Below are 19,934 nucleotides of genomic sequence, written 5' to 3'. Positions count from 1 at the left end.
TATTTTTTGTTATATCTTAAAGGGGGCAAGAGTTTTAGATCTCTTTGAAGTAACGAGGCAGATTAGCTCCATAAGTAACCTATTAAGACTATGTTAAGATCCGAAAAGAGGTTAAAAGTATGTTAGACGTAATTATCCTGAATGGTGGGTCGAGTTCCGGAAAAACCACTATCGCAAAGTGCCTCCAAAATTCATTGCCAACGTCATGGTTAAGGTTTAGTATCGACGATTTAATCGACGCCATGCCAGACGCAATGTTTAGTGCAGACAGCGGAATAAAATTTGATTCCGATGGCTCCGTTAGTCCAGGAGCTGAATTCCGTACTATAGAATCTGCATGGATGCACGGTATTGCTGAAATGGTTCGTAGAGGAGCCAAGGTAATTATCGACGATGTCTTCATTAGCGGAATAGACGCTTATAATCGATGGCAAGTTTCTTTGGAAGGGTTGCAGGTACTATGGGTTGGTGTCTTTTGTGATCCCGCCGTGGCGACCGCTCGAGAAAACAAAAGAGGGGACCGTGTGGCAGGAATGGCAGTCTCACAAGCAAATGTGGTTCACGTAGGCATGAACTATGATATCGAAGTTGATACATCAGATGCATCTCCAGAGGAATGTGCCCGAATTGTTGCACAAAGAATTAATCAAGAGGGTTAGAAGTATTTTTAAACAATCTTATAAATTTTTCATGTTATAGAATGTAGTTTCATAAAATAATAATTCCTCCTTCACAAAAGCACGGACAATAAGGCTGATATATTCAAATATTTATAAGAAAATATACTTTTGTCCAAGCGATTATTATTATCTTGTCATTTAATAGCATTAGCTATAATGGAAGGAGGGTAAGGAAATGGGTAATAATGAGAAAGATCATAATCAGACCATCACTTTCAGATTCGTAAAAGAGGGCGAACAAGATATTAATGTTGGTCCTCTTACTGATCTTACTGATAAACCAAAAGTTGTAATCGTTATTAACAATCAGTTTACAATTGCACCCAATACCACACAAATTGCCAGTGGTGCCGGACGAAACAGCGCAGCCGGGAATAATGCTGCAATTGATGCATCAAATACCGAGCAGCAACAAAGTGTAGGAGCAGAGGGGGAAGCTAACAACACAGGTATGAGTGGTGAACAGATAGAGCCACATCAAAAGAATAAAGAGCACAAAGAACAGGACGTAGAGTTTGTGCTTGTCATAAATAATCAAGTAAATAAAACAAGTAGGAAACAGGCAGGTGCTACTCAGGTTGCAAGTGGTGGTGGAGATGACAGTGCTGCGGGAACTAACGCTGCGATTGAAAGTTCCAATACCAAACAGCAACATTCTGTAGGAGGAGGTGGCACGGCAGACAACTCAGGTGAGGATAGCGACCAAACAGAAACCTCAGAATAGATTTAAAAGGAAAAATTACTTCATATGAGCAGTTTTTTTATGTCAAGGACTTATAAAAGCTCTCTGTTCTGCTCCGATTACAGTAATAATTAGACCTAATAAAAATGTTAACCAGAAAATCTCACTAACTTTATATTACGAACGGACATTTTAGTGCAAAAAGGGAATCGAAAATACTTGTAAAGTAATTAGGGAATAATAACAGAAAATGGCAAAATAAGGAACGGTTCGTATAAATGAATAGTAAAGTGCTTTTATTTAAAGATTGTAAAATATTGAACTTAAACTATCGGGTGGCTTTAGTTGAAGAATCTTTTTTGAAGTCGATTCCATTTGGAAATCGGCTTTTTTGATATTTTGTTTACATAACTTAAACGATTTGGATGTCCTTTTTTGTTGTTCCAAAGGAATTTCTTATAAAAAGGCGGTCTTTTTGTATCCCAAATCGCACTTAAAAAAGTTCCGTTACAGAATTTTCTGTAACGGTAAAAATATTACGTCCCAATTAAGATCTAATCTAATTGAAATAAAGGATTGTGGTAAAAAGTAGGTTTGAGATTGTGAAGAAATGTTCTTAAACTAAACCAGCTACTTGAAGAAGGATTTATTTGTTATCATATAGAATTTATCCGTTATACAGGGGCTTCACCGCGACGGATCTCAACAACTTCGGGGAACTCTCACCGTCCAACAGACCGCACGTCATCCTGTGCGCCTCGCGCTCTTCGACAAAATAACGGTCCGACGGGCACTTTCTCGTGTGTGAGCGGCCCAATCCCGTGGTAAGCCAATCATTTCATTCAAAGAAAGGAACATTTATTATGGAAATTCGTGACAAAGTTGTTCTTATTACTGGAGCATCCGCTGGTATCGGCTTAGCCACAGCACGCCGCTTTGCCGCCGCAGGTGCCAAATTAGCATTGGTAGCTCGATCTGCTGATGTACTCAATCATCTCGCCGAGGAATTGAAGAGCCGGGGAAGTGACGCTGTAGCTCTGCCTGCTGACTTGAGCGATCCGAAGCAGGTTCAACGGGTCATTGAGGAGACGGCGCGGCACTTTGGTCGCCTGGATGTGGTCATCAATAACGCAGGACAAGCTGCAAGAGGCACGATTGCCGACCTCAATCCTGATGACTTTCGTAAGATCTTTGACCTCAATGTAATAGGACCATTAACAGCCATGCAAGCTGTGATCCCTATCATGCGAGAGCAAGGAGGAGGACTGATCATCAATATAAGTTCGGTGGTCACCAAGATGAATATTCCTGGAATCGGAGCCTACGCGGCTACCAAATCCGCTTTGAACATGCTTTCCGATACAGCACGAGGCGAATTGGCCTCAGAGCAAATCCGGGTGATTTCTGTCTATCCTCGCGCAACCGCAACGGATTTTGGCAAAAACGCTCTGGGCGTTCGCCGGCAGCGGCCACAAGGTTCTTCCAATCCATCTGAATCTGATACTCCTGAATATGTTGCAGAGAAAATCTTGGCTGCAGCTTTAAATGAGCCAGATGAACAATATATGGATAAATGATCTTCGAATGGTCTCCATGATAAAGATAAGGGTCACGGAGGCCTGAACCTTTTACTTGTACCTATGGTTATATTGTCTAATGATTTGCAGTCTTGATATTGAAGATGATGAATGATTTATTAGTTCAGTTGTTTTTTATAACAAAAGAGAAGACGAATACGATGTCTTAGAAGAGGTAGTTAAAAAAATTCAATTACCTTTATCAATAAATATTGGTCTTAAAATCAATTATTAAATTTTACAGCAAACAAAGTGGACATTAATAAAAATAATATAAGAACAAATTTGTAATACTTGCTTCTTCAGCTAACGGTTGCGATACTTCAATAACGAAGATCGCTTTTTTTATTCAAGTAATGGGGTAGGTGAAATAACGTAGCATAAGACATATAGTAAACAAAGAAAAAGAGACAGTGCACCACGCTGACTCTTTTTGTATGAGCTTACAGAAAAGGAAGAATTATTTAATCTCATCTAGTAAAATGATTCTATGTTTTAATTGGGAATTCATATCTAAAACACCTATCACAATTTGATTATCTTCTGTCAATGTTATGTATCTGAAATAATCATCATCAGAAATCAACAAATCGTCGTCATTCATCGTTTTTTCCATTTTGGCAAAGACATCTTCTGTGTATTCAAGATGAAGAAAATCATTCAATCCTTTGGTTGATCTACCTACCCAAGTATACAGAATATCTTTCAGTGTGATTTGTTCAATCACCGATAATTTTTTCTTGAATTTTAAATTATCTACTGTTCCGGTTATCATCATCCATCACTCCTTTACGAGTATTAATAGTATACTTTGAGGTCTGCCCCTTCAATGCTATTCGGATAACAATCTGTTTACATTTTAGTAACTAAAGTGGCGGTTTTGTTGAAGAAGGCTATCTCTTTGGTACTGAAACCCATATACTTACTGCGGAATTCGATCCACTTGTAGATGAAGGGGAGCTATTGTATAGGCAATTATTAAAAGCAAATGTTGAAGCTCATTGTAAACGATATCTAGGAGTAACTCATGGCTTTTTTCAATTATCAGGTATTAGTTTAGCAGCTTAAGATGCAATTCTTGATGTCACTAACATTGTATCATCAAAGCCTTTTTAAATACGCTTTTATGGTATTAAAAGTGTATTACAACAAATTCTAATAACTTTATAGGTAAAGTTTTCTTATTAAACTAGCAGGGGCGTGTGCGGCCGAGCTTAGGTCGTATCATATAGCGGGTGGGATTCCCGTCGAGTAAGAACTAGCCATTCGCTCGTAGCGAGTCTTGGAGGGCTAAAGGTAACTTTAGTCTTTAAGCGTAGACAGTTAGGTGGCGGGCCGAAAGCCAAATGGTTAAAGGGATTGAGCTCCATAATGTTAGTAAACCGAGAGGGCTGATGCGTTACGCACAGCAGAAAGCTACATTTTATCTTTCGTTAGAGGCAAGAAGGGTAAAACCTCTCTGGAGTCAGAGACCTTGGCACGTTATACATTGATATGATACGGCAACTCGGGAGACCCTACCGGTCTTTTCTTTTTTTTTAGAAGAGTATGGTCTACAAGCGATAATAAGCAAGGAAACCAAATGCCGTGTAGGGAGTCGGATAGCAGCGTAGTACCAATGAAGTTGGGTAATGCCGATGGAGGAAAGGCTAGCTACCAGTTATCACCCTTACTAGGGACACATTTACTACACACAGAGGTAGGAATTATAAATGGAAACAAAACTACTAAGGATAGCAGAATTAGCAAAATCTGAACCTAAAATGAAATTTACATCTCTTGCACATCTATTAAATAAGGAAGCATTAGTTCAATGTCATCTTGAACTACCCAATAAGAAGGCAACTGGGATTAACGGTACAACTAAAGAGCAATACGGTGAAAGTTTAGAAGAAAACATAGAGGATTTAGTAAGTAGGCTTAAAAGCAAAAGCTATCGTCCTGTTCCAGTAAGGAGAATGTATATTCCAAAGCTCAATTCCAACAAGAAAAGACCATTGGGAATACCGGAACATGAAGATAAAATTGTTCAAAAAGGCATTACAAAGATACTAAATACCATTTATGAAAATGACTTTCTAGACTGTTCCTTTGGATTCCGCCCAAATCGTAACTGCCACGATGCTTTGAAAATACTGAACCACTATATTGAAAAGAGGTCAGTAAATTATGTAGTAGATGTAGATATTAAAGGATTCTTCGACAACGTTGACCACATATGGATGTTGGAGTTCTTAAAACTTCGAATCGCTGACCCAAACCTACTAAGAATAATTAGTAGATTCCTAAAAGGTGGGTATATGGAGGAAGGTAAGAAATACAAGACAGACAATGGCACACCGCAAGGTGGAGTAATATCTCCGATATTAGCCAATGTATATCTCCATTACGTACTCGACCTATGGTTTGAGAAAAGGGTTAGGAAACAGTGCAAAGGACAGGCATACATAGTGAGGTATGCGGATGATTTTGTTTGTTGTTTTCAATATAAAAGTGAAGCTGAGCAATTCTTCCATTCATTAAAGTTAAGATTAAAGAAATTTAACCTAGAAATAGCTGAGGATAAGACCAAAATCATTCCCTTCGGGAGGTTTGCGGAGAGAAATACAAATCTACAGGGGAGAAATAAACCAGCAACCTTTGGTTTCCTTGGTTTTACGCACTATTGTGGGAAGAGCAAACAAGGAAACTTCCGTGTGAAAAGGAAATCAAGCAGGAAGAAAGTCCAAGGCAAACTAAAAGAAACGAAAGAATGGCTGAAGAGTAATCGAAATAAAGATATTCATATTATTATGGATCGATTTAAACGATCACTGATAGGTTATTACAACTATTATTGCGTCACTGATAATACCCAAAATGTAAACAACTTCAAAGACAAAATAGAAAGGTTACTGTTTAAATGGCTTAACCGAAGAAGTCAAAGGAAATCCTTTACATGGGATAAATTCAGACTCTTTCTTAATAAATATCCACTACCTTCACCAAGAATAAAAGTGAATATATATGATTTAAGAAAAGAAATTAGCTACATTCTGTAAATGATAATTAGGAGGAGCCGTGTGCATTAATAGTGCAAGCACGGTTCTGTGAGGGGGGTGGAGTTCAATTTACCGCAAGGTAAAAAGGCTCCCTTCTACTCGACTAGTTTTAGTTAAAGATCTCTGTGGCGGTCTATTTTTCTTATTGAACGAATGAAGGATAGTGGAAAAAGGATATTTACAGCATTAAATAGAATTGATATTCGAAAACTTAATTAAGCAATAAAGAGGAGTGACACTAAATGAATAAAATTATAGATCATATAATGGTAGTTATCGGAGCAGGAGAATATGTTAATAATCCTGGTTGGATACATACACAGGAAGAAGAATTAAATTTATTAGACGAAAAAACTTGGCAAAATAGGTTCGATGAAAGTTCAATAACTGCTATTTTAGCTGAACATGTGTGGGAACATCTTTCATACGAAGAAGGTATGGAGGCAGCAAAAATATGTTTTAAATACTTAAAGCCTTCTGGGTATATTCGATGTGCTGTACCTGATGGCTATTTTCCAGATGAATCTTACCAGAATATCGTTCAAATTGGAGGACCAGGTCCAAAAGACCACGCAGCAGCCAGTCATAAAATAGTTCATAATTATGAAACGTTGACGGGAATGTTTGAAAACGTTGGATATGAAGTAAAATTACTAGAGTTTTGTGATGAGCAAGGGGATTTTCACCAAAATCTATGGGATGGAGCTGATGGTGTTATTTTTCGTTCCAAGAAGTATGACCCACGAAACCAAGGTGACAAACTTGTTTTTCCTTCACTTATTATTGATGCAGTGAAGCCAGAGTAACTTAAAAGTTCTTTAACAGGGGTGTGGCGGAATCTCACTTTTCTTGTTCCACAACGGTCAAGTTAGTTCTAGAAATGAATTTAAGCACTTATGTAGAATAATAGCAAAAGCGGCAATTAAATAATTTTGGGGGTATAAGTTTGTTCGAGGAATCAAATTTAATAACGTTTAGATTTACACAATTAAAAGATTTAGATTTTGTATGTACCTTAGAATCCGAAAAAGAGAATGCTCAGTTTATAATCCCCTGGTCAGTTGAAAAACATAAAGCAGCCTTAGATGACAAAGATTTTCTACATTTAATTATTGAAAGCAAAATTGATAATCGAAAAGTGGGCTTCATTATTTTATCTGGTATTCTAAATCCGCATAACAGTATTGAGTTTTTAAGGATTACTATGGATGAAAAAGGTAAGGGATTTGGAAAGGAGGCATTTAGGCTTATAAAGGATTGGGCTTTTTATAGACATAATGCAAACCGATTGTGGTTAGATGTTAAGGTAAATAACCAACGAGCAATTACTTTATATAGGAATCAAGGATTTGTAATGGAAGGTACATTAAGAGAATGTATAAAAAATGGGGATGTTTATGAGTCTTTACATATTATGTCCATCCTAAAGGACGAATTATTAGGTAAAAAAAACAGTTACTCTGTTAGAAATTAATACTGAAAAAATGAAAGTGTTAAGAATGGGGAAGCTGGGGTGGAACCCATTTTTTTGTTGGACTAATGGATCAGGTTGAAGAAGGAATTGGTTTCTTTAGGTTAAGGTCCAGATTGTTGAATAGGGTTTTGCAAGAATAGCAAAATATCCTTCGCTTAATAAGCATTTGAGAGAAGCGGATGGTAGCTGAACATGGTACAATGAATTTGAAAGGCTTGATTTGCTAATTTAAGGAGGGAATGGAATGTTTACATCAGTAAATGAATTCTTAAACGAATGGAAACAAGAAACAGCTGCTACCCAAAAAGTGCTGGATGTGCTGACGGATCAATCATTGAATCAGGAGGTTTCTCCAGGATTATACAGCATTGGAAGCCTAGCTTGGCACATTACTGGAGCAACTTACTTCTTTCCTTCACAGGTTGGATTAAAATTTGAGATTCCTGATCTTCAAAAAGAGGCACCGAAATCAGCTGCTGAAATCAGCGAGACCTACAAAACAGTAAGTCAGCGGTTAACAGAAGCATTTTCTGAACAGGTTTCAGATGAAGAAATGAACAAAATGGTGAATTTATTTGGAATGGACATGCCATTTCAAGCTGTTTTCCGTATGCTAATTCAACATCAAGCACATCATCGTGGACAATTGACTGTCCTGATGAGACAAGCTGACTTGAAAGTTCCTGGCGTATATGGTCCTAGCAAAGAAGAATGGGAAGCAATGAAAGCTCAAAAGAACTGATATCATCATGATGCAAAAATAACGGCACCTGCCGGTTTTTTGTACTTTCAGAATTTATTTCATTTCTTAACTCAGTTTGCGTACTGAATCGGTTTTTATATTACATTAACACAAAATTGATATTCAAGAATTGGCCGTAACGAAAAAGCCCAATTTCTCAATTTTTCTGAGAAATCGGGCTTTTTCAATTTCCTTTACTTTTTCAGTGATGTCGTCACCGTCTGCGATCACTTTCTCGAGATCTGCACCAAGTGGCATTTCTCTCTTTATTTTCCTAAACCATTTATAAGCCACGACTTCCTGCGTTTTCCTCTTAGTGGGAAGGAACCTTTCTGGGTCAATGAGTTTTCAAATGAAATATAAAAAATTTGAAGAGATACGTCCTTCATAATTATCATCCTCGTCACCGTTTTTTTGCTGTTATTACTATGCAATATAATTAGGCGTCCATTCAAATACTGCAGGTCTGATTCAATGGACATAAAATCTTCATCACTGCGGCATATTATATTTATCAAAGATATTTTAATGAATTGAGGTTTTTGAAAATGGATGAAATGCGAACTACTAACCAAGTAGAAGAAGTAAATAAACACCTTAAAGAAATTCCCAAGGAAGCCGAAGAGAGAAATATTGAAAATCAGCCTCAAACTGGTAAAAACGAGAAAGCCATAGAGCCGTTTTAATCCGGAGAACGGCAAACCAAAGTAACTTGTTGATGCACAAATTTCAAAAACAAAAAAACAGGGCATGGAAATTTCCCATGCCCTATTTTTATTGAATCTGGAAAAATTAACAATAAAGGCGGAGTTTTCAATCCTGGGATATAAGATGGTACTTATGTAGAAATGAATAGTTCAAGATTACCGAAAGAAAGAATGTTAGAAATAGCGAGGTAAATGAATTAAAGTTTTGAAAAAAAAGGGCTTAGATCTGGTAGTAACGAAAAGGTTATAATAAGATTTTTATTTTACCATTTTATGTTAAAATAAAATTAACTTAAAATATCCTTGGAGGCGGAAAATATGAAACGAATGCCTTTCGAACCACCAACTGAACACTATGATGAACGAATTGAAGCCATAGATGAACAATTATGTGATTTAATAAAACAACGGAAAGATATATCAAATAATAATCCTGGTTTTCCAACTAACCAGCTTATTTCTGCTTGGTCTGAAAAATATAATTTATATGAAGATTTTTTAAATAGCGTATTTGGACAGTTTTTAAACGAAGAAGTATATAAACCTGTTGTAGAGCCAAAAGGATTTCTTAAAAACATACCAATCTTAAAATCATTTGAAAAAGATGATTTGTTTTATTCGGTAACATTTTTACGTCAATTCGAAAATGCCAGCGTGGTTCATTTTAACGTTGATAAAGATGATTCCGATGATATGCCTGGTGTTTTTCCAGAGCATACCTGGTTTGACCTTTCCATCGACGATGTGGAAGGGACTGATTACGACTGTCGAAATGATGAATGGGGTGGTGGCTCAAGAGGACATATATCATACACTTTTATTGTATCGCCACCTTTACCTGACGATATTTCTAAAATTAAATTGGTCTTTAAAGAATGTAAAACTCCATTCAAAACAAAACCGACGGGTCTTGAATTTGTCATAAAAATGGACTAATTTTCATTATCCCTTGCTAAACTAACAGGTGCGTCTGTTCAACAATTAGTTGTTGCGGCAGCCCTTTCTCTTCTTCAACTAAACCTATCATAAAAAAACTTAACCCTTTTGAATAAAACAGTACATATTGGAATATTTTGGTCAATGAATTATGATTTTTTACTAGGTGGAGGTATGGTATATGAAAAAGTCTGTTCTTATAATAGTTGCAATAGTTGCTTTTCTAAGTCTTATTTCTTGTTCAAATCAAAGTAACGCATCTAGTAATACAGCAGGCATGAAAACAGCATTTACGATTGCTTCTCATCCGGATTATATAGCGACCACTGTTGACAAAATGTATCAAGAGGCGTCAGTTGTTTTAGTAGGGAAATTTGAAAAAGATAATAAGTCGTTTGTAGACCATGATACGATTGAAACTGAGTCACACATGAAAGTAACCAAAGTGTTAAAGGGAACCCTGACGGATTCAGAAATGAAGAATGGGATAGATATAGTGTATTATGGTGGCGAAGTTACTCTGGATACTTATCTGAAGAACGCAACACCGGTACCCGAGAAAATTGATAGTAAAGGTGTTGTTCATAAGCCAAAACAATATTCTAAACAAGAGCGTGAATCTGAAAGGGTTGTTTATAAAGTAGAACAACAAGCTAATAAAGATAAAGATAAGAACTCCGAAATCATGGTTTTCTTATCTCATAATCCTGCTCCAAATAATTATTTTGTTCTTGCAGATGCATTTGGATATAGAAAAATCAACCATAAAGGCGAGATATTCAATCCTGTTACAAATTCTTATGAAAAGGTAGATTTTTATCCGACGAACTAACGAGAAAGTCTTTCAGGAATAAAAAAGACTCCCTTCCGAAGACAGTGAGTCTAAAAACGAACAAGATTATTCCCCGGGGCGGAAGGTCTTGAATTGGGGAAAGGCATACTCAATTCAATAGAAGGAATTTCTTATTCAAGTAATGGGTGCGAACCTTCAATAACGAAGGTCGCTTTTTTCTTCTTAAAGTAACTGGCAGGATAGTTGAAGAAGAAGTTGTTTATTAACTTCGTAATTGACACAAATTGAGAAGTAAAATTAAACGCTAAAGGTACTAGTTATTCTTTCAATTATATTAATTATTTTTTCTAGAAGTAATGAGCTCTGCAAGTTTTACTACTAAAAATAATAAAAGCCAATAAAATACATTAATTAGGACTTTTTTATGTTCAAACAGCCTAAGGAGATTAATGATCGAGAGTAACAAAAGTAAACCATACAGTGTTAGAAAGACAGTTGTAATTGGTGTTGATTTGGCTTTTGTTTCTCTTTTCTCAAAAAATAAATCAAATATTTTTACTAGAGAAGATTTCAATTTTTATTCCTCCCTGATTATGCGCCTTTCTTAATGAATTAGGCCAGATTGTTGAGGAAGTAATTTAGCATTAATAGTGGGGAACCGTAGCATAAGTAAATGAGGTTTTCCTAATTTGCGTATTAAGTATGATGAAAAAAAAGCAGGAATAGTTGCAGGTTCCTGCTTTATAAGTTAGTAGGATCTAACAGGGTACTGTATTAAATTATCTTTTTCCTTAACCATATTACATCAGTTGAATATTTACCTGTCTTGTTCAATTAAATTTTAGAAGAACATCCTGAATATTACTAATTCTTCATAAGTTATTTCTAATGTCTGCTATTTTCTTTATATCTTCTTAATTATTGTATTCTGCCTTTCAAGATAGGATATTAGTAGAATCCAGCCTATTCAATTAATCCATTCTTTCAAGGATTCGATAAGTAAAGCTTTAGGTTGAAAACCAGTTATCCTTTTCACAAGTTCCCCATCTTGAAAAAGCAATAATGTTGGAAGGCCTAATACCTGAAACAAACTAATAAAATCTTCATTTTCATCGGCATTCACTTTTACAATTTTTAATCCAAATTCTTGATGAACTTCCTCCAAAACAGCTCCAATCATCCTACAAGGAGGACACCACGGGGCCCAACAATCTATAAGAACTAAATTACTCATTTGAATTTCTTTAATAATATCTTGCCGATCTGCGTGTAAGATACTCATTAACTTCCTCACCTTTCTTCATTTGCCGTTGAATGTATTATATGATGAGTTATAATATAAGTGAAATTAATGTTTATTATAATATATATAAGTAAAACTGATATCTAAGAAAGAGGTATCCAATGACTTTATTTCAATTAGAAGTATTTTTAAAGGTAGTTGAAACAGGAAGTTTTACTAAGGCTGGAGAGCAAATCGGTCTCTCACAATCTGCGGTCAGTCAAGCAGTAGCAGCGTTGGAATCAGAGTTAAATATAAAATTATTAAACCGGCACAGGAGCGGTGTCAGCTTAACCAAAATTGGTGAACGGATTACGAGTTTGATTAGAGATTTAATCATGATTAAAACAAAGATTATTAATGAGGCAGCAGGGATCACTGGACTTGAAACTGGAACAATAAGAATTGGAAGTATTTCAAGCATGACAGCTAAATTATTGCCAGGAATGATTAGTTCATTTAAAAAACGATTTCCAGGTATCGAAGTCATTTTATATGAAGGAAGTTATGAAGAAATAAAAAATTGGATTAAAATGTCGGTTATAGATATTGGCGTTGTCACAGAGGAAGTACATGAATTTGAATTCATTCCATTGCTTCAGGATAAAATGGTAGTTTTTGTGCCAGAAAGACACCAAATGAGTACTCAATCTTACATACATTTAAAGGAAATCGCTAATGAACCTTTCATAATGCCAAAAGAATGTGATTATGTACTTCGTTCAATCTTTAAGGAACAAGGAGTATCTCCTAACATCCAATTTGAAGTAAGAGATATAGCAACTATCATAGCTATGGTTCAAGAAGGTGTTGGAAGTACAATACTTCCGGAGATGGCAATTCCTTCAACATTTCCAAATGTTTCTGCTGCATATTTAAGTCCTCAAGTGTACCAAAACTTGGGGTTAGAGGTACGTTCAAAGGATTATATTACTCCCGTCCTAACTGCTTTTATTAATGAAACACAAGAGTTCACAAAAAATTTATCCTTAAAATTATTTAATAGCTACCGTTCTGTTATTGTAAAAAAAAGGTGATTTTTTAAGGAAATTCCTCATGTGAAATTAAAAAAATAGATCCAAGCTAATAGGTTGTCTTTATCTAATATTGAAACCTACCAATTTGCAATAAAGCCACCTCTACTGGTTAATTTTGAGTAATAAAAGTAAACCTAACTTAGATAGTATTCGGCGAACCGTATCACAAATTAAATATAGTAATCAAATTATGGAAATACCATGATCTTCAACAATCGGGCGCGTTTATTTAGGAACGCGTCTTTTTTATTTAAGGGCCATATTGTTTAATAACAATTTTAAAGCAAAGTGGATATTGTGAATTTTTACACTTCAACTATCGAAGCAGGTTAATTCAAAAAGGATAAATTATAAAACAAGAAGAATATGTTATTAAAAGTGTTCGGTATCGTGTCCAAGAAGGGGTCATGAAACAAAATGAATGGTAAAAAATCCGATATTATATGGAATATAATCTCACTTTTCTTAGTTTGGGGATGTGGATTGTATAGTTTGTTTGTAAAAAATGATAAAATAATGCTTATTATTATGCTGCTATTTACCTATTTGTTATTTAGAAAACCAAAGAAGAAATCATAAGTTAATTATTATGTCTTGTTTAACCAACTGGGGCGTCTATCCAAGAAGAATTAATGTTTTTTTGTAAAACTTATTAAGCTACCGGGTGCTTTAATTGAGGAAGGGATTGCTGAGGTGATCCCCCTTTTTTGTTATTCAACGAACGGGTAGGTTAGTTCAAGAAGAAAACGTGATAAAATAGGTAAATGACATATTTATCAGGTGATAAAAATGGACAATATAATAAAACAACTTACTGATATTAAAAACAAATTGGATAAGCCATTTCCATATAAAGATACGGATAGAATACAAGTAGATTTCCGAGTCGAGTTTTTAAATTTATCCGAAGAAGAGGACTGTCTAACTGGTGATTTCAATACTTATTGTATGAATATAGCTGGAACCCTAAGTTATGTTTTATCAGGGAAAACAGATAAAATTACCAAACGTCAGATTGAGATTTTCCAAATGTCCTTCTTTGATTTCTTTAACCAATATAAGTTTTTTGAAGAGAAAATTAATAATTATCTAGACTTCTATGAGGAATATAAAAACTTTGAAGAAACAAGAAAATTATTATTACAAGTTGTGAAGTAAGAATATTCTTTAGTGTGCTAACGAGGGCGTTTCTTAAAGAAGGAGAAATGCTTTTTTTTGATAAAGTAAAGGCAGATTAGTTTAATAAATTATTATGATATAATATAATTGGTATCAGGTATTAATACCAGCTATAATAATAAAACCTATTATTCAACTTAGGGGGATAAAATGGAAGATTTACTTAAATTAAGGGGTAAAAATATTGTAATAATGGGGGTTGCTAATGACCGTAGCCTAGCTTGGGGAGTGGCTAGGTCACTATATAAAGCTGGTGCTAATCTTATTTTCACCTATCGATTAGAACGTTCACTAGGAAAATTAAATAAGTTATTAATGGAAAATAACCATTCTGCTCAATTAATCGTGCAATGCGATGTAAACAATGATGAAAGTATTAAAGATGCCTTTCAAGAAATTGGAAAAAAGGTAGGAACTATCCACGGAATTGTACACTCAGTTGCATTTGCAAATTCTGAAGATTTAAAAGGGGATTTTATAAATACTTCAAGGTCTGGGTATGCTTTTGCACAAGATACTAGCTCGTACTCGCTAATAGCTGTTGCAAGAGAAGCAAAACCTTTTATGACTGAAGGTGGCTCCATCGTTACAATGAGTTACCTTGGAGCTGAAAGGGCTGTCCGTGGCTATAATGTTATGGGAGTAGCAAAAGCGGCTCTTGAATCATCAGTAAAGTATCTCTCATTAGACTTAGGAAAAGACAATATTCGTATTAATGCTATTTCTGCTGGAGCAATTCGCACACTTGCTGCTAAAGGAGTTGGTTCTTTTAATGAAATACTTCATAAAATTGAAGAATCTGCACCTTTAAAAAGAAATGTAACTCAAGAAGAGGTGGGCGATATGACAATCGCAATGCTTAGTAATCTATCTAGAGGAGTTACAGGTGAAATTATTTATGTAGATTCAGGTTATAATATAATCGGATAGCGTGGATCCTATTAATCATGAGCTACGCATTGAAGTAAAGTATGGTGAGTTTGAACAATTGCATTCGATAGAGTGATCGGAATAAAGGTCGTTGATTAAGCGGACATTAATCATAACGTCAGCCTTACGTAGGTTGACGTTTTTATTTTTTTCTTATTAAAGGACAGTTTAATGCAACACATATTTGTCAAAGTAAAATGAAAATAAGTTTGGTAAATACTGAATCGTTTTAATTTATTTATGTCTGGATAGTAAGTCGCTTTATAGCTCAAATTCACCCCCAAAAAATATAAGGGGTTTGGAGATAATGAGGAACAAGCTTTTATCGAAAATTGCTTTTAGCGGTCGGTTTTCACTGAAAAATGGAACGTTGCTCCAACCATTTATCCGTCAGTGGCTGACATAATGTGGACATTACCGAATATAAATGTCATTAAATTGAAAAAAGAAGCTACTTTTGTGAACTGGAAGTGATCGTAAATGCCACAGATCGAGCTTTCTTCAGGCGTCATCGAAAATGAGGATACCGGTGGTGAAGGACCTGTTGTAGTCCTCATGGGGGGACTAGTGATTGGCCCTTCTTTATGGCGCGAGGTCGTCGCCGACTTGCGAAAGGATTTCGCTGCATTGTTCCTACATTGCCTATGGGTGCTCACAAGATACCTGTACGGAGCGATTTTGCGCTGTCTCCTCACTCCGTAGCTATGCTCTTGGGGGAATTTTTAGAGCAGATGAATCTTGAAGTCATCACGCTGGTTGAGAATGACACTGGGCGAGCACAAACTCTGGCTTCTGAACAGCCAGACAGGATTGGACGCCTAGTCATTGCGTCCTGCGAAGCGTTTGACAACTATCCTCCCGGTCTCCCGGGCCGGTCGGTGGCGCTCTTCGCGAAAATACCAGGTGGACTAGCAATGCTCGCCCTGCAGATGCGACTGCGATTTATACGGCGGTTTCCACTTGCTTTCGGATGGATGGCTAAGCGGCCGATCCCCGATAAGGTGATGGACGAATGGCTGCAGCCGTTCATTTCGAATCCGGCTATCCGGAAAGACTTAGAAAGGTACTTGAAGGCGGCCAATCAGAATGAAATGGTTCATGCTGCGGAAGTATTGCGGTCCTTCAATCGCCCCTCACTGGTTATCTGGGCAGCCGAGGATCGGGTCATGTCTAAGGTACACGGACGCCGCCTGGCCGAACTTCTCCCGCAAGGAAGATATATGGAAATCCCCGACAGTTATACCCTAATCCCCGAGGATTAGCCTCAATTGCTAGCTTCGGCGATCCGCGGGTTTATATGTGACACGTAACAAGCAACATGGGCTCTCTCGCCGAATCTTTCTCAGGATTTTGATGATAGGGATGATAAAGAATAGTTATGAATGTTAACATCAAACGTCTAAGGGATCACATTGGTTAATGAAAGTTTGAAATGTTGAAAGAAAATAAAGTATTAGGCTAGGAAAATAAAGTTGTAGACTGAGAAAATAATGAGTATCATTTTGACATGAAAAAATGTTCTATACTAGGTAAAATAGTTATTAACTTCATTAAAAAGTTCTTTACTCCAAGTCCTCTAAGATAAGATTCTTAGAGGACTTTTTTGTTGCATATTAAACTATTATCTTATTCCATTAAAAAGATAAAGATTTGTATAGATTTTCAATTAAACAAAAACGAAAGGTTCAGTTTAGCTTAATAATTGTTTGACTTTTCAAATTTATTTATACTGTTAGTATAATATTGAATTCAAGGGGGAGTTCAGATTGGCATTAAAAGTAGGAGACATAATTAGGTTTGAACGGACATTCAACAAAGAAGATGTTGAAATGTTTACAGAAGTATCTTTGGATGAAGGGAATCATCATATTAATCCTGACGAACAGGGGAGACTTGTCATTCAAGGGTTGTTAACTGCTACTTTACCAACAAAGGTTGGTGGAGATTATAATGTACTCGCTCGTACTATGAATTTTGAGTTTTTAAGACCGGTTTTTACAGGAGATACAATAATATGTGAAGTAAAAATCGAGAAGTTTGAAAAGCAAGACAATAATAGAACGTCTATTTTGGCATCTTTCTTATGTACAAATCAGAATGAGAAACAAGTATTGAGAGGAAACTTTGCAGGAGTTATATTATAAACTTAATATTTTTTATTAAACGAAGGGTGCTTTAGTTGAATAAGATTTAACTAAGTAAAATTATGACGATGAAGAAAGTTAACATATCGATTGATATTCTTTTCAGATCTTATAGCAAAGGATCACAAAATGGTTCACTCCACTCAAATTAGAAGGACGAAATCCAGAAATGGTTGCTTTTCATTGGTGGAAACAGATCAAGAAGGAACTGTCTTACCATACAAATTTAGAAAAGGTGATTGTATAAGGAGATAAAGATATAGCTGAGTTAGTCAAGGAATTGGAGAAGTGGGAATTTAGAAGAATTGAGGATAATTGGAATTTACAGATTTTCACGAATGAGAAAGCCCACCCAAGGCGTAGCCCGTCTTTAGACGAGGGATGAGAGTGAGGTCAAATACGGAGTGCCATCGATGAACCAAAGGTTAGTGGTACTTCAAGTATTTGAATATTCCACTCTTTTTTGTTGTTCATCTGTTGTAGTTTTAAGGTTAAACTGATACAATCTATTTATGAACGAATACAGAAGAACAAACACAACCGTTTCATTATTGAATTATCATTTTGTGTTCTGTCCTCGGTATAGAAGAAAAATTTTTCTGCAACCTAAGGTAGAACAACGTTTCAAAGAGTTAGTAAAGGAAGTGTGTGAGGAACTACAAATACAGGTTATCGCTCATGAATGTGATAAAGACCATACGCATTTGTTTCTCAATGCACTCCCAACATTAAGTCCTGCAGATATGATGGCAAAAATCAAAGGAGTGACTTCAAAAAAATTGCGTGAAGAATTTCCGCACCTTCATCATTTGCCTAGTCTATGGACACGCTCATATTTCGTTTCTACCGCTGGAAATGTATCGAGCGAAACGATTAAACGATACGTTGAAAATCAGAAAAAACGAAATTAGAAAGGAGTTTAAAACCTATGGCAAGAAAAAATACACCAAATTATACAATCGAATTTGCTTTGCGCATTCCTGTTTGGCAAGAACACCGATTGAGAAAGAAATTTAAAATAGCTAGAATGGTTTATAATTCTTGCCTAGGTGAAGCTCTGAAACGACATAAAGCTGTAAAAGCGGATAAGCAGTACCGCACTTTGCTTAAAGTACTTAAATCGAAAGAACGTGATAAACAACTAGCGGATATTCGTTTAGCCCACGGCTTTTCTGAATATGGATTACACCATTTTGTGAAGTCCGTTCAACAGAAGTTTAAGGAGAATATCGGCAGCTTTGAGGCGCAAAAACTTGCGACAAGGGCTTTTCAAACAGTCGAGAAACTACATTATGGAAAAGCGAAAAGAGTGCATTTCAAAGCATTTGATGATGATATTTCTGTTGAAAATAAATCAAATACCACTGGCTTGCGCTATGCCGATGGCCATATTCTTTGGGGGGATAAACCGACAAAGAAAAATCCTAAACCCAAGAATTGGCTATGTATGGCAATTGCACCGAAATCCGGTGATGAATATGCTTATTTAGCCTTGATGAATAGGACAAAGTATGTGCGGATCTTAAAACGTAAAGTACGCGACAAGGAACGCTACTTCGTCCAACTAATTCAAGAGGGCTATCCCCCAACAAAACGCAACCACAAAATTGCGGATGATGATACCAAACGGGTAGGGATCGACATTGGTTCATCCACAATCGCCATTAGTAGTGAAAATTCAGTAGAACTTCGTGAACTTGCCCCAGAGTGTAATGCGGACGAAAAAGAACTCCGATGTATTCAGCGAAAAATGGACAGGTCTAAACGAGCGACCAATCCCGACCATTTTAATGACAATGGAACCGTTAAAAAAGGTAAATTAATTTGGAACTACTCCAACCGATACAAAAAGTTACGTAGAAAACGCAAAGAACGATATCGGAAAATCGCGACCCAACGGAAAATGTCACACGAAAAGTTAGCGAACGATATTCTTGCGCTTGGTTCTGATGTACGAGTAGAAACGATGCGGTTTCATTCCCTGCAAAAACGTGCGAAGAAAACTACTCGTAATAAGCGGAATGGCAAGATGAATCAGAAGAAACGGTTCGGGAAGTCCATTGCTAATCATGCTCCTGCCATGCTGCTAACGATTGTTGACCGTAAACTTGGTTATCAAGGACGGTCAATAAAGAAAATCGATACCTTCTCTATAAAAGCAAGCCAATTTAATCATCTAACTGGTGAATACCACAAAAAACAACTCTCAGACCGGTGGAATGATTTTGGAGAGTGTCGCATCCAACGAGATTTATATAGTGCCTTCTTAATAGGCAATACGAATGAATCGCTCAATTCCATTGATATGGATTTATGCAAAGCTGGGTGGGATCGCTTTGTTGAATTGCATAATCGTGAGATTGCAAGACTAAAACAATCATCAAGTAAACTATTAAGTTGGTTTGTCGCATAAATACAAATTCGATTGGTCGTGACAACGCCCAAAAGAGGTCGGAACGATAAGCACATCAAGAGTCTTTTCAGGCTTATTGAGAGAAGTGCCTTGCTATACGCAATACGTCCGTTCATGTTCTAGGAGAACGCACACCAGTGCTTTGGTAGAAACTCTTTCCGCAAGGAAAGATAAGGGTATCCTTGAGAAGTGTGCTAGATACCATGTATCCCCTGTACCCTAGAACCCCACTGCTTCAGCGGTGGGAGTTGTCAGCTAATTAGGTAGTAAGTCCATTGTGGCTTATTTTTGTTAAGCTGATGGATGTAGAGTAACCA

At 36.3% G+C, this 19,934-nt stretch carries 22 protein-coding genes; 18 read left to right on the top strand and 4 right to left on the bottom strand.

From position 1 onward, the window contains the following. Nucleotides 1-119 precede the first annotated feature (119 nt). The 3 genes from BN1082_RS23980 (at nucleotide 120) to BN1082_RS23970 (ending at nucleotide 2,939) form a co-directional block, all read left to right on the top strand. Nucleotides 120-659: a chloramphenicol phosphotransferase CPT family protein gene (locus tag BN1082_RS23980; protein ID WP_090639271.1), complete on the top strand. Its 540-nt coding sequence runs from the start codon at nucleotides 120-122 to the stop codon at nucleotides 657-659. A 196-nt stretch (nucleotides 660-855) separates the two neighbouring features. Continuing rightward, a complete protein-coding gene (locus BN1082_RS23975; protein ID WP_090639269.1) occupies nucleotides 856-1,404 on the top strand; it encodes a hypothetical protein in 549 nt (182 codons plus the stop codon). Nucleotides 1,405-2,225: 821 nt separating this feature from the next. After that, nucleotides 2,226-2,939: an SDR family NAD(P)-dependent oxidoreductase gene (locus BN1082_RS23970; protein ID WP_090639266.1), complete on the top strand. Its 714-nt coding sequence runs from the start codon at nucleotides 2,226-2,228 to the stop codon at nucleotides 2,937-2,939. Nucleotides 2,940-3,399: 460 nt separating this feature from the next. Here the strand turns inward: BN1082_RS23970 and BN1082_RS23960 are convergent, their stop codons facing one another. After that, on the bottom strand, nucleotides 3,400-3,714 hold the full coding sequence (locus tag BN1082_RS23960; RefSeq protein ID WP_090639263.1) for a hypothetical protein: 315 nt from the start codon (nucleotides 3,712-3,714) through the stop codon (nucleotides 3,400-3,402). Between the two features lie 143 nt (nucleotides 3,715-3,857). Here BN1082_RS23960 and BN1082_RS23955 point away from each other — a divergent pair, with 143 nt between their 5' ends. From BN1082_RS23955 to BN1082_RS23935, 5 genes are all read left to right on the top strand, one after another. Further along, nucleotides 3,858-4,007 carry an alpha/beta hydrolase fold domain-containing protein gene (locus BN1082_RS23955; RefSeq protein WP_281177059.1) on the top strand — a complete coding sequence of 50 codons (150 nt, stop codon included), beginning with the start codon at nucleotides 3,858-3,860 and terminating at the stop codon, nucleotides 4,005-4,007. Nucleotides 4,008-4,651: 644 nt separating this feature from the next. Then, nucleotides 4,652-5,980, top strand: coding sequence for a group II intron reverse transcriptase/maturase (gene ltrA / locus BN1082_RS23950; RefSeq protein ID WP_090639260.1), 1,329 nt, complete (start codon nucleotides 4,652-4,654; stop codon nucleotides 5,978-5,980). Nucleotides 5,981-6,222: 242 nt separating this feature from the next. Further along, nucleotides 6,223-6,786 carry a class I SAM-dependent methyltransferase gene (locus BN1082_RS23945; RefSeq protein ID WP_090639258.1) on the top strand — a complete coding sequence of 188 codons (564 nt, stop codon included), beginning with the start codon at nucleotides 6,223-6,225 and terminating at the stop codon, nucleotides 6,784-6,786. Nucleotides 6,787-6,926: 140 nt separating this feature from the next. Continuing rightward, a complete protein-coding gene (locus BN1082_RS23940) occupies nucleotides 6,927-7,454 on the top strand; it encodes a GNAT family N-acetyltransferase (protein WP_245640546.1) in 528 nt (175 codons plus the stop codon). Nucleotides 7,455-7,698: 244 nt separating this feature from the next. Then, nucleotides 7,699-8,196, top strand: coding sequence for a DinB family protein (locus tag BN1082_RS23935; protein WP_090639255.1), 498 nt, complete (start codon nucleotides 7,699-7,701; stop codon nucleotides 8,194-8,196). A gap of 123 nt (nucleotides 8,197-8,319) precedes the next feature. On the opposite strand, the gene BN1082_RS27890 is transcribed toward BN1082_RS23935, so the two are convergent. Next, on the bottom strand, nucleotides 8,320-8,490 hold the full coding sequence (locus BN1082_RS27890; protein ID WP_176699932.1) for a hypothetical protein: 171 nt from the start codon (nucleotides 8,488-8,490) through the stop codon (nucleotides 8,320-8,322). A 254-nt stretch (nucleotides 8,491-8,744) separates the two neighbouring features. On the opposite strand from BN1082_RS27890, the gene BN1082_RS27885 reads away from it, so the two are divergent. The 3 genes from BN1082_RS27885 (at nucleotide 8,745) to BN1082_RS23925 (ending at nucleotide 10,671) form a co-directional block, all read left to right on the top strand. Then, complete coding sequence (locus BN1082_RS27885) at nucleotides 8,745-8,882, top strand: hypothetical protein (RefSeq protein ID WP_176699931.1); 138 nt, start codon at nucleotides 8,745-8,747, stop codon at nucleotides 8,880-8,882. Nucleotides 8,883-9,221: 339 nt separating this feature from the next. Then, on the top strand, nucleotides 9,222-9,839 hold the full coding sequence (locus BN1082_RS23930) for a hypothetical protein (RefSeq protein ID WP_090639253.1): 618 nt from the start codon (nucleotides 9,222-9,224) through the stop codon (nucleotides 9,837-9,839). 181 nt (nucleotides 9,840-10,020) lie between these two features. Then, on the top strand, nucleotides 10,021-10,671 hold the full coding sequence (locus tag BN1082_RS23925) for a hypothetical protein (RefSeq protein WP_090639250.1): 651 nt from the start codon (nucleotides 10,021-10,023) through the stop codon (nucleotides 10,669-10,671). A 295-nt stretch (nucleotides 10,672-10,966) separates the two neighbouring features. On the opposite strand, the gene BN1082_RS23920 is transcribed toward BN1082_RS23925, so the two are convergent. Both BN1082_RS23920 and BN1082_RS23915 read right to left on the bottom strand, forming a co-directional pair. Beyond that, nucleotides 10,967-11,206, bottom strand: a complete 240-nt coding sequence (locus BN1082_RS23920) for a hypothetical protein (protein ID WP_090639247.1) — start codon at nucleotides 11,204-11,206, stop codon at nucleotides 10,967-10,969. Nucleotides 11,207-11,599: 393 nt separating this feature from the next. Then, a complete protein-coding gene (locus BN1082_RS23915) occupies nucleotides 11,600-11,914 on the bottom strand; it encodes a thioredoxin family protein (protein ID WP_090639244.1) in 315 nt (104 codons plus the stop codon). Nucleotides 11,915-12,036: 122 nt separating this feature from the next. Here BN1082_RS23915 and BN1082_RS23910 point away from each other — a divergent pair, with 122 nt between their 5' ends. The 7 genes from BN1082_RS23910 to BN1082_RS23880 all read left to right on the top strand — a co-directional run bounded on the left by BN1082_RS23910 (nucleotide 12,037) and on the right by BN1082_RS23880 (nucleotide 19,617). After that, entirely contained in the window at nucleotides 12,037-12,951 is a 915-nt protein-coding gene (locus tag BN1082_RS23910; protein ID WP_090639242.1) for a LysR family transcriptional regulator, read from the top strand. A 789-nt stretch (nucleotides 12,952-13,740) separates the two neighbouring features. Beyond that, complete coding sequence (locus BN1082_RS23905; RefSeq protein WP_090639240.1) at nucleotides 13,741-14,109, top strand: YxiJ family protein; 369 nt, start codon at nucleotides 13,741-13,743, stop codon at nucleotides 14,107-14,109. Nucleotides 14,110-14,280: 171 nt separating this feature from the next. Then, entirely contained in the window at nucleotides 14,281-15,060 is a 780-nt protein-coding gene (gene fabI, locus BN1082_RS23900) for an enoyl-ACP reductase FabI (RefSeq protein WP_090639238.1), read from the top strand. Nucleotides 15,061-15,791: 731 nt separating this feature from the next. After that, nucleotides 15,792-16,322 carry an alpha/beta fold hydrolase gene (locus BN1082_RS23895; RefSeq protein WP_218055181.1) on the top strand — a complete coding sequence of 177 codons (531 nt, stop codon included), beginning with the start codon at nucleotides 15,792-15,794 and terminating at the stop codon, nucleotides 16,320-16,322. Nucleotides 16,323-16,826: 504 nt separating this feature from the next. Then, the gene (locus BN1082_RS23890; protein WP_090639235.1) at nucleotides 16,827-17,204 is read left to right on the top strand and encodes an FAS1-like dehydratase domain-containing protein; all 378 of its coding nucleotides are present in this window, start codon (nucleotides 16,827-16,829) and stop codon (nucleotides 17,202-17,204) included. A 512-nt stretch (nucleotides 17,205-17,716) separates the two neighbouring features. Next, on the top strand, nucleotides 17,717-18,115 hold the full coding sequence (gene tnpA, locus BN1082_RS23885) for an IS200/IS605 family transposase (protein ID WP_090639232.1): 399 nt from the start codon (nucleotides 17,717-17,719) through the stop codon (nucleotides 18,113-18,115). A 17-nt stretch (nucleotides 18,116-18,132) separates the two neighbouring features. Next, entirely contained in the window at nucleotides 18,133-19,617 is a 1,485-nt protein-coding gene (locus tag BN1082_RS23880; RefSeq protein WP_090639230.1) for a hypothetical protein, read from the top strand. Nucleotides 19,618-19,934 lie beyond the last annotated feature (317 nt).

Source organism: Neobacillus massiliamazoniensis, from assembly GCF_001048695.1.
In the GTDB taxonomy this organism is placed as follows: Bacteria; Bacillota; Bacilli; order Bacillales; family Cytobacillaceae; genus Neobacillus; species Neobacillus massiliamazoniensis.
This window is presented reverse-complemented; position numbering and strand designations above follow the sequence as displayed.

Coding starts and splice junctions, on each gene's coding strand:
- BN1082_RS23980 (WP_090639271.1), top strand. CDS start 120: ATGTTAGACGTAATTATCCTGAATGGTGGGTCGAGTTCCGGAAAAACC.
- BN1082_RS23975 (WP_090639269.1), top strand. CDS start 856: ATGGGTAATAATGAGAAAGATCATAATCAGACCATCACTTTCAGATTC.
- BN1082_RS23970 (WP_090639266.1), top strand. CDS start 2,226: ATGGAAATTCGTGACAAAGTTGTTCTTATTACTGGAGCATCCGCTGGT.
- BN1082_RS23960 (WP_090639263.1), bottom strand. CDS start 3,714: ATGATAACCGGAACAGTAGATAATTTAAAATTCAAGAAAAAATTATCG.
- ltrA (WP_090639260.1), top strand. CDS start 4,652: ATGGAAACAAAACTACTAAGGATAGCAGAATTAGCAAAATCTGAACCT.
- BN1082_RS23945 (WP_090639258.1), top strand. CDS start 6,223: ATGAATAAAATTATAGATCATATAATGGTAGTTATCGGAGCAGGAGAA.
- BN1082_RS23935 (WP_090639255.1), top strand. CDS start 7,699: ATGTTTACATCAGTAAATGAATTCTTAAACGAATGGAAACAAGAAACA.
- BN1082_RS27885 (WP_176699931.1), top strand. CDS start 8,745: ATGGATGAAATGCGAACTACTAACCAAGTAGAAGAAGTAAATAAACAC.
- BN1082_RS23930 (WP_090639253.1), top strand. CDS start 9,222: ATGAAACGAATGCCTTTCGAACCACCAACTGAACACTATGATGAACGA.
- BN1082_RS23925 (WP_090639250.1), top strand. CDS start 10,021: ATGAAAAAGTCTGTTCTTATAATAGTTGCAATAGTTGCTTTTCTAAGT.
- BN1082_RS23915 (WP_090639244.1), bottom strand. CDS start 11,914: ATGAGTATCTTACACGCAGATCGGCAAGATATTATTAAAGAAATTCAA.
- BN1082_RS23910 (WP_090639242.1), top strand. CDS start 12,037: ATGACTTTATTTCAATTAGAAGTATTTTTAAAGGTAGTTGAAACAGGA.
- BN1082_RS23905 (WP_090639240.1), top strand. CDS start 13,741: ATGGACAATATAATAAAACAACTTACTGATATTAAAAACAAATTGGAT.
- fabI (WP_090639238.1), top strand. CDS start 14,281: ATGGAAGATTTACTTAAATTAAGGGGTAAAAATATTGTAATAATGGGG.
- BN1082_RS23895 (WP_218055181.1), top strand. CDS start 15,792: ATGAATCTTGAAGTCATCACGCTGGTTGAGAATGACACTGGGCGAGCA.
- tnpA (WP_090639232.1), top strand. CDS start 17,717: ATGAACGAATACAGAAGAACAAACACAACCGTTTCATTATTGAATTAT.
- BN1082_RS23880 (WP_090639230.1), top strand. CDS start 18,133: ATGGCAAGAAAAAATACACCAAATTATACAATCGAATTTGCTTTGCGC.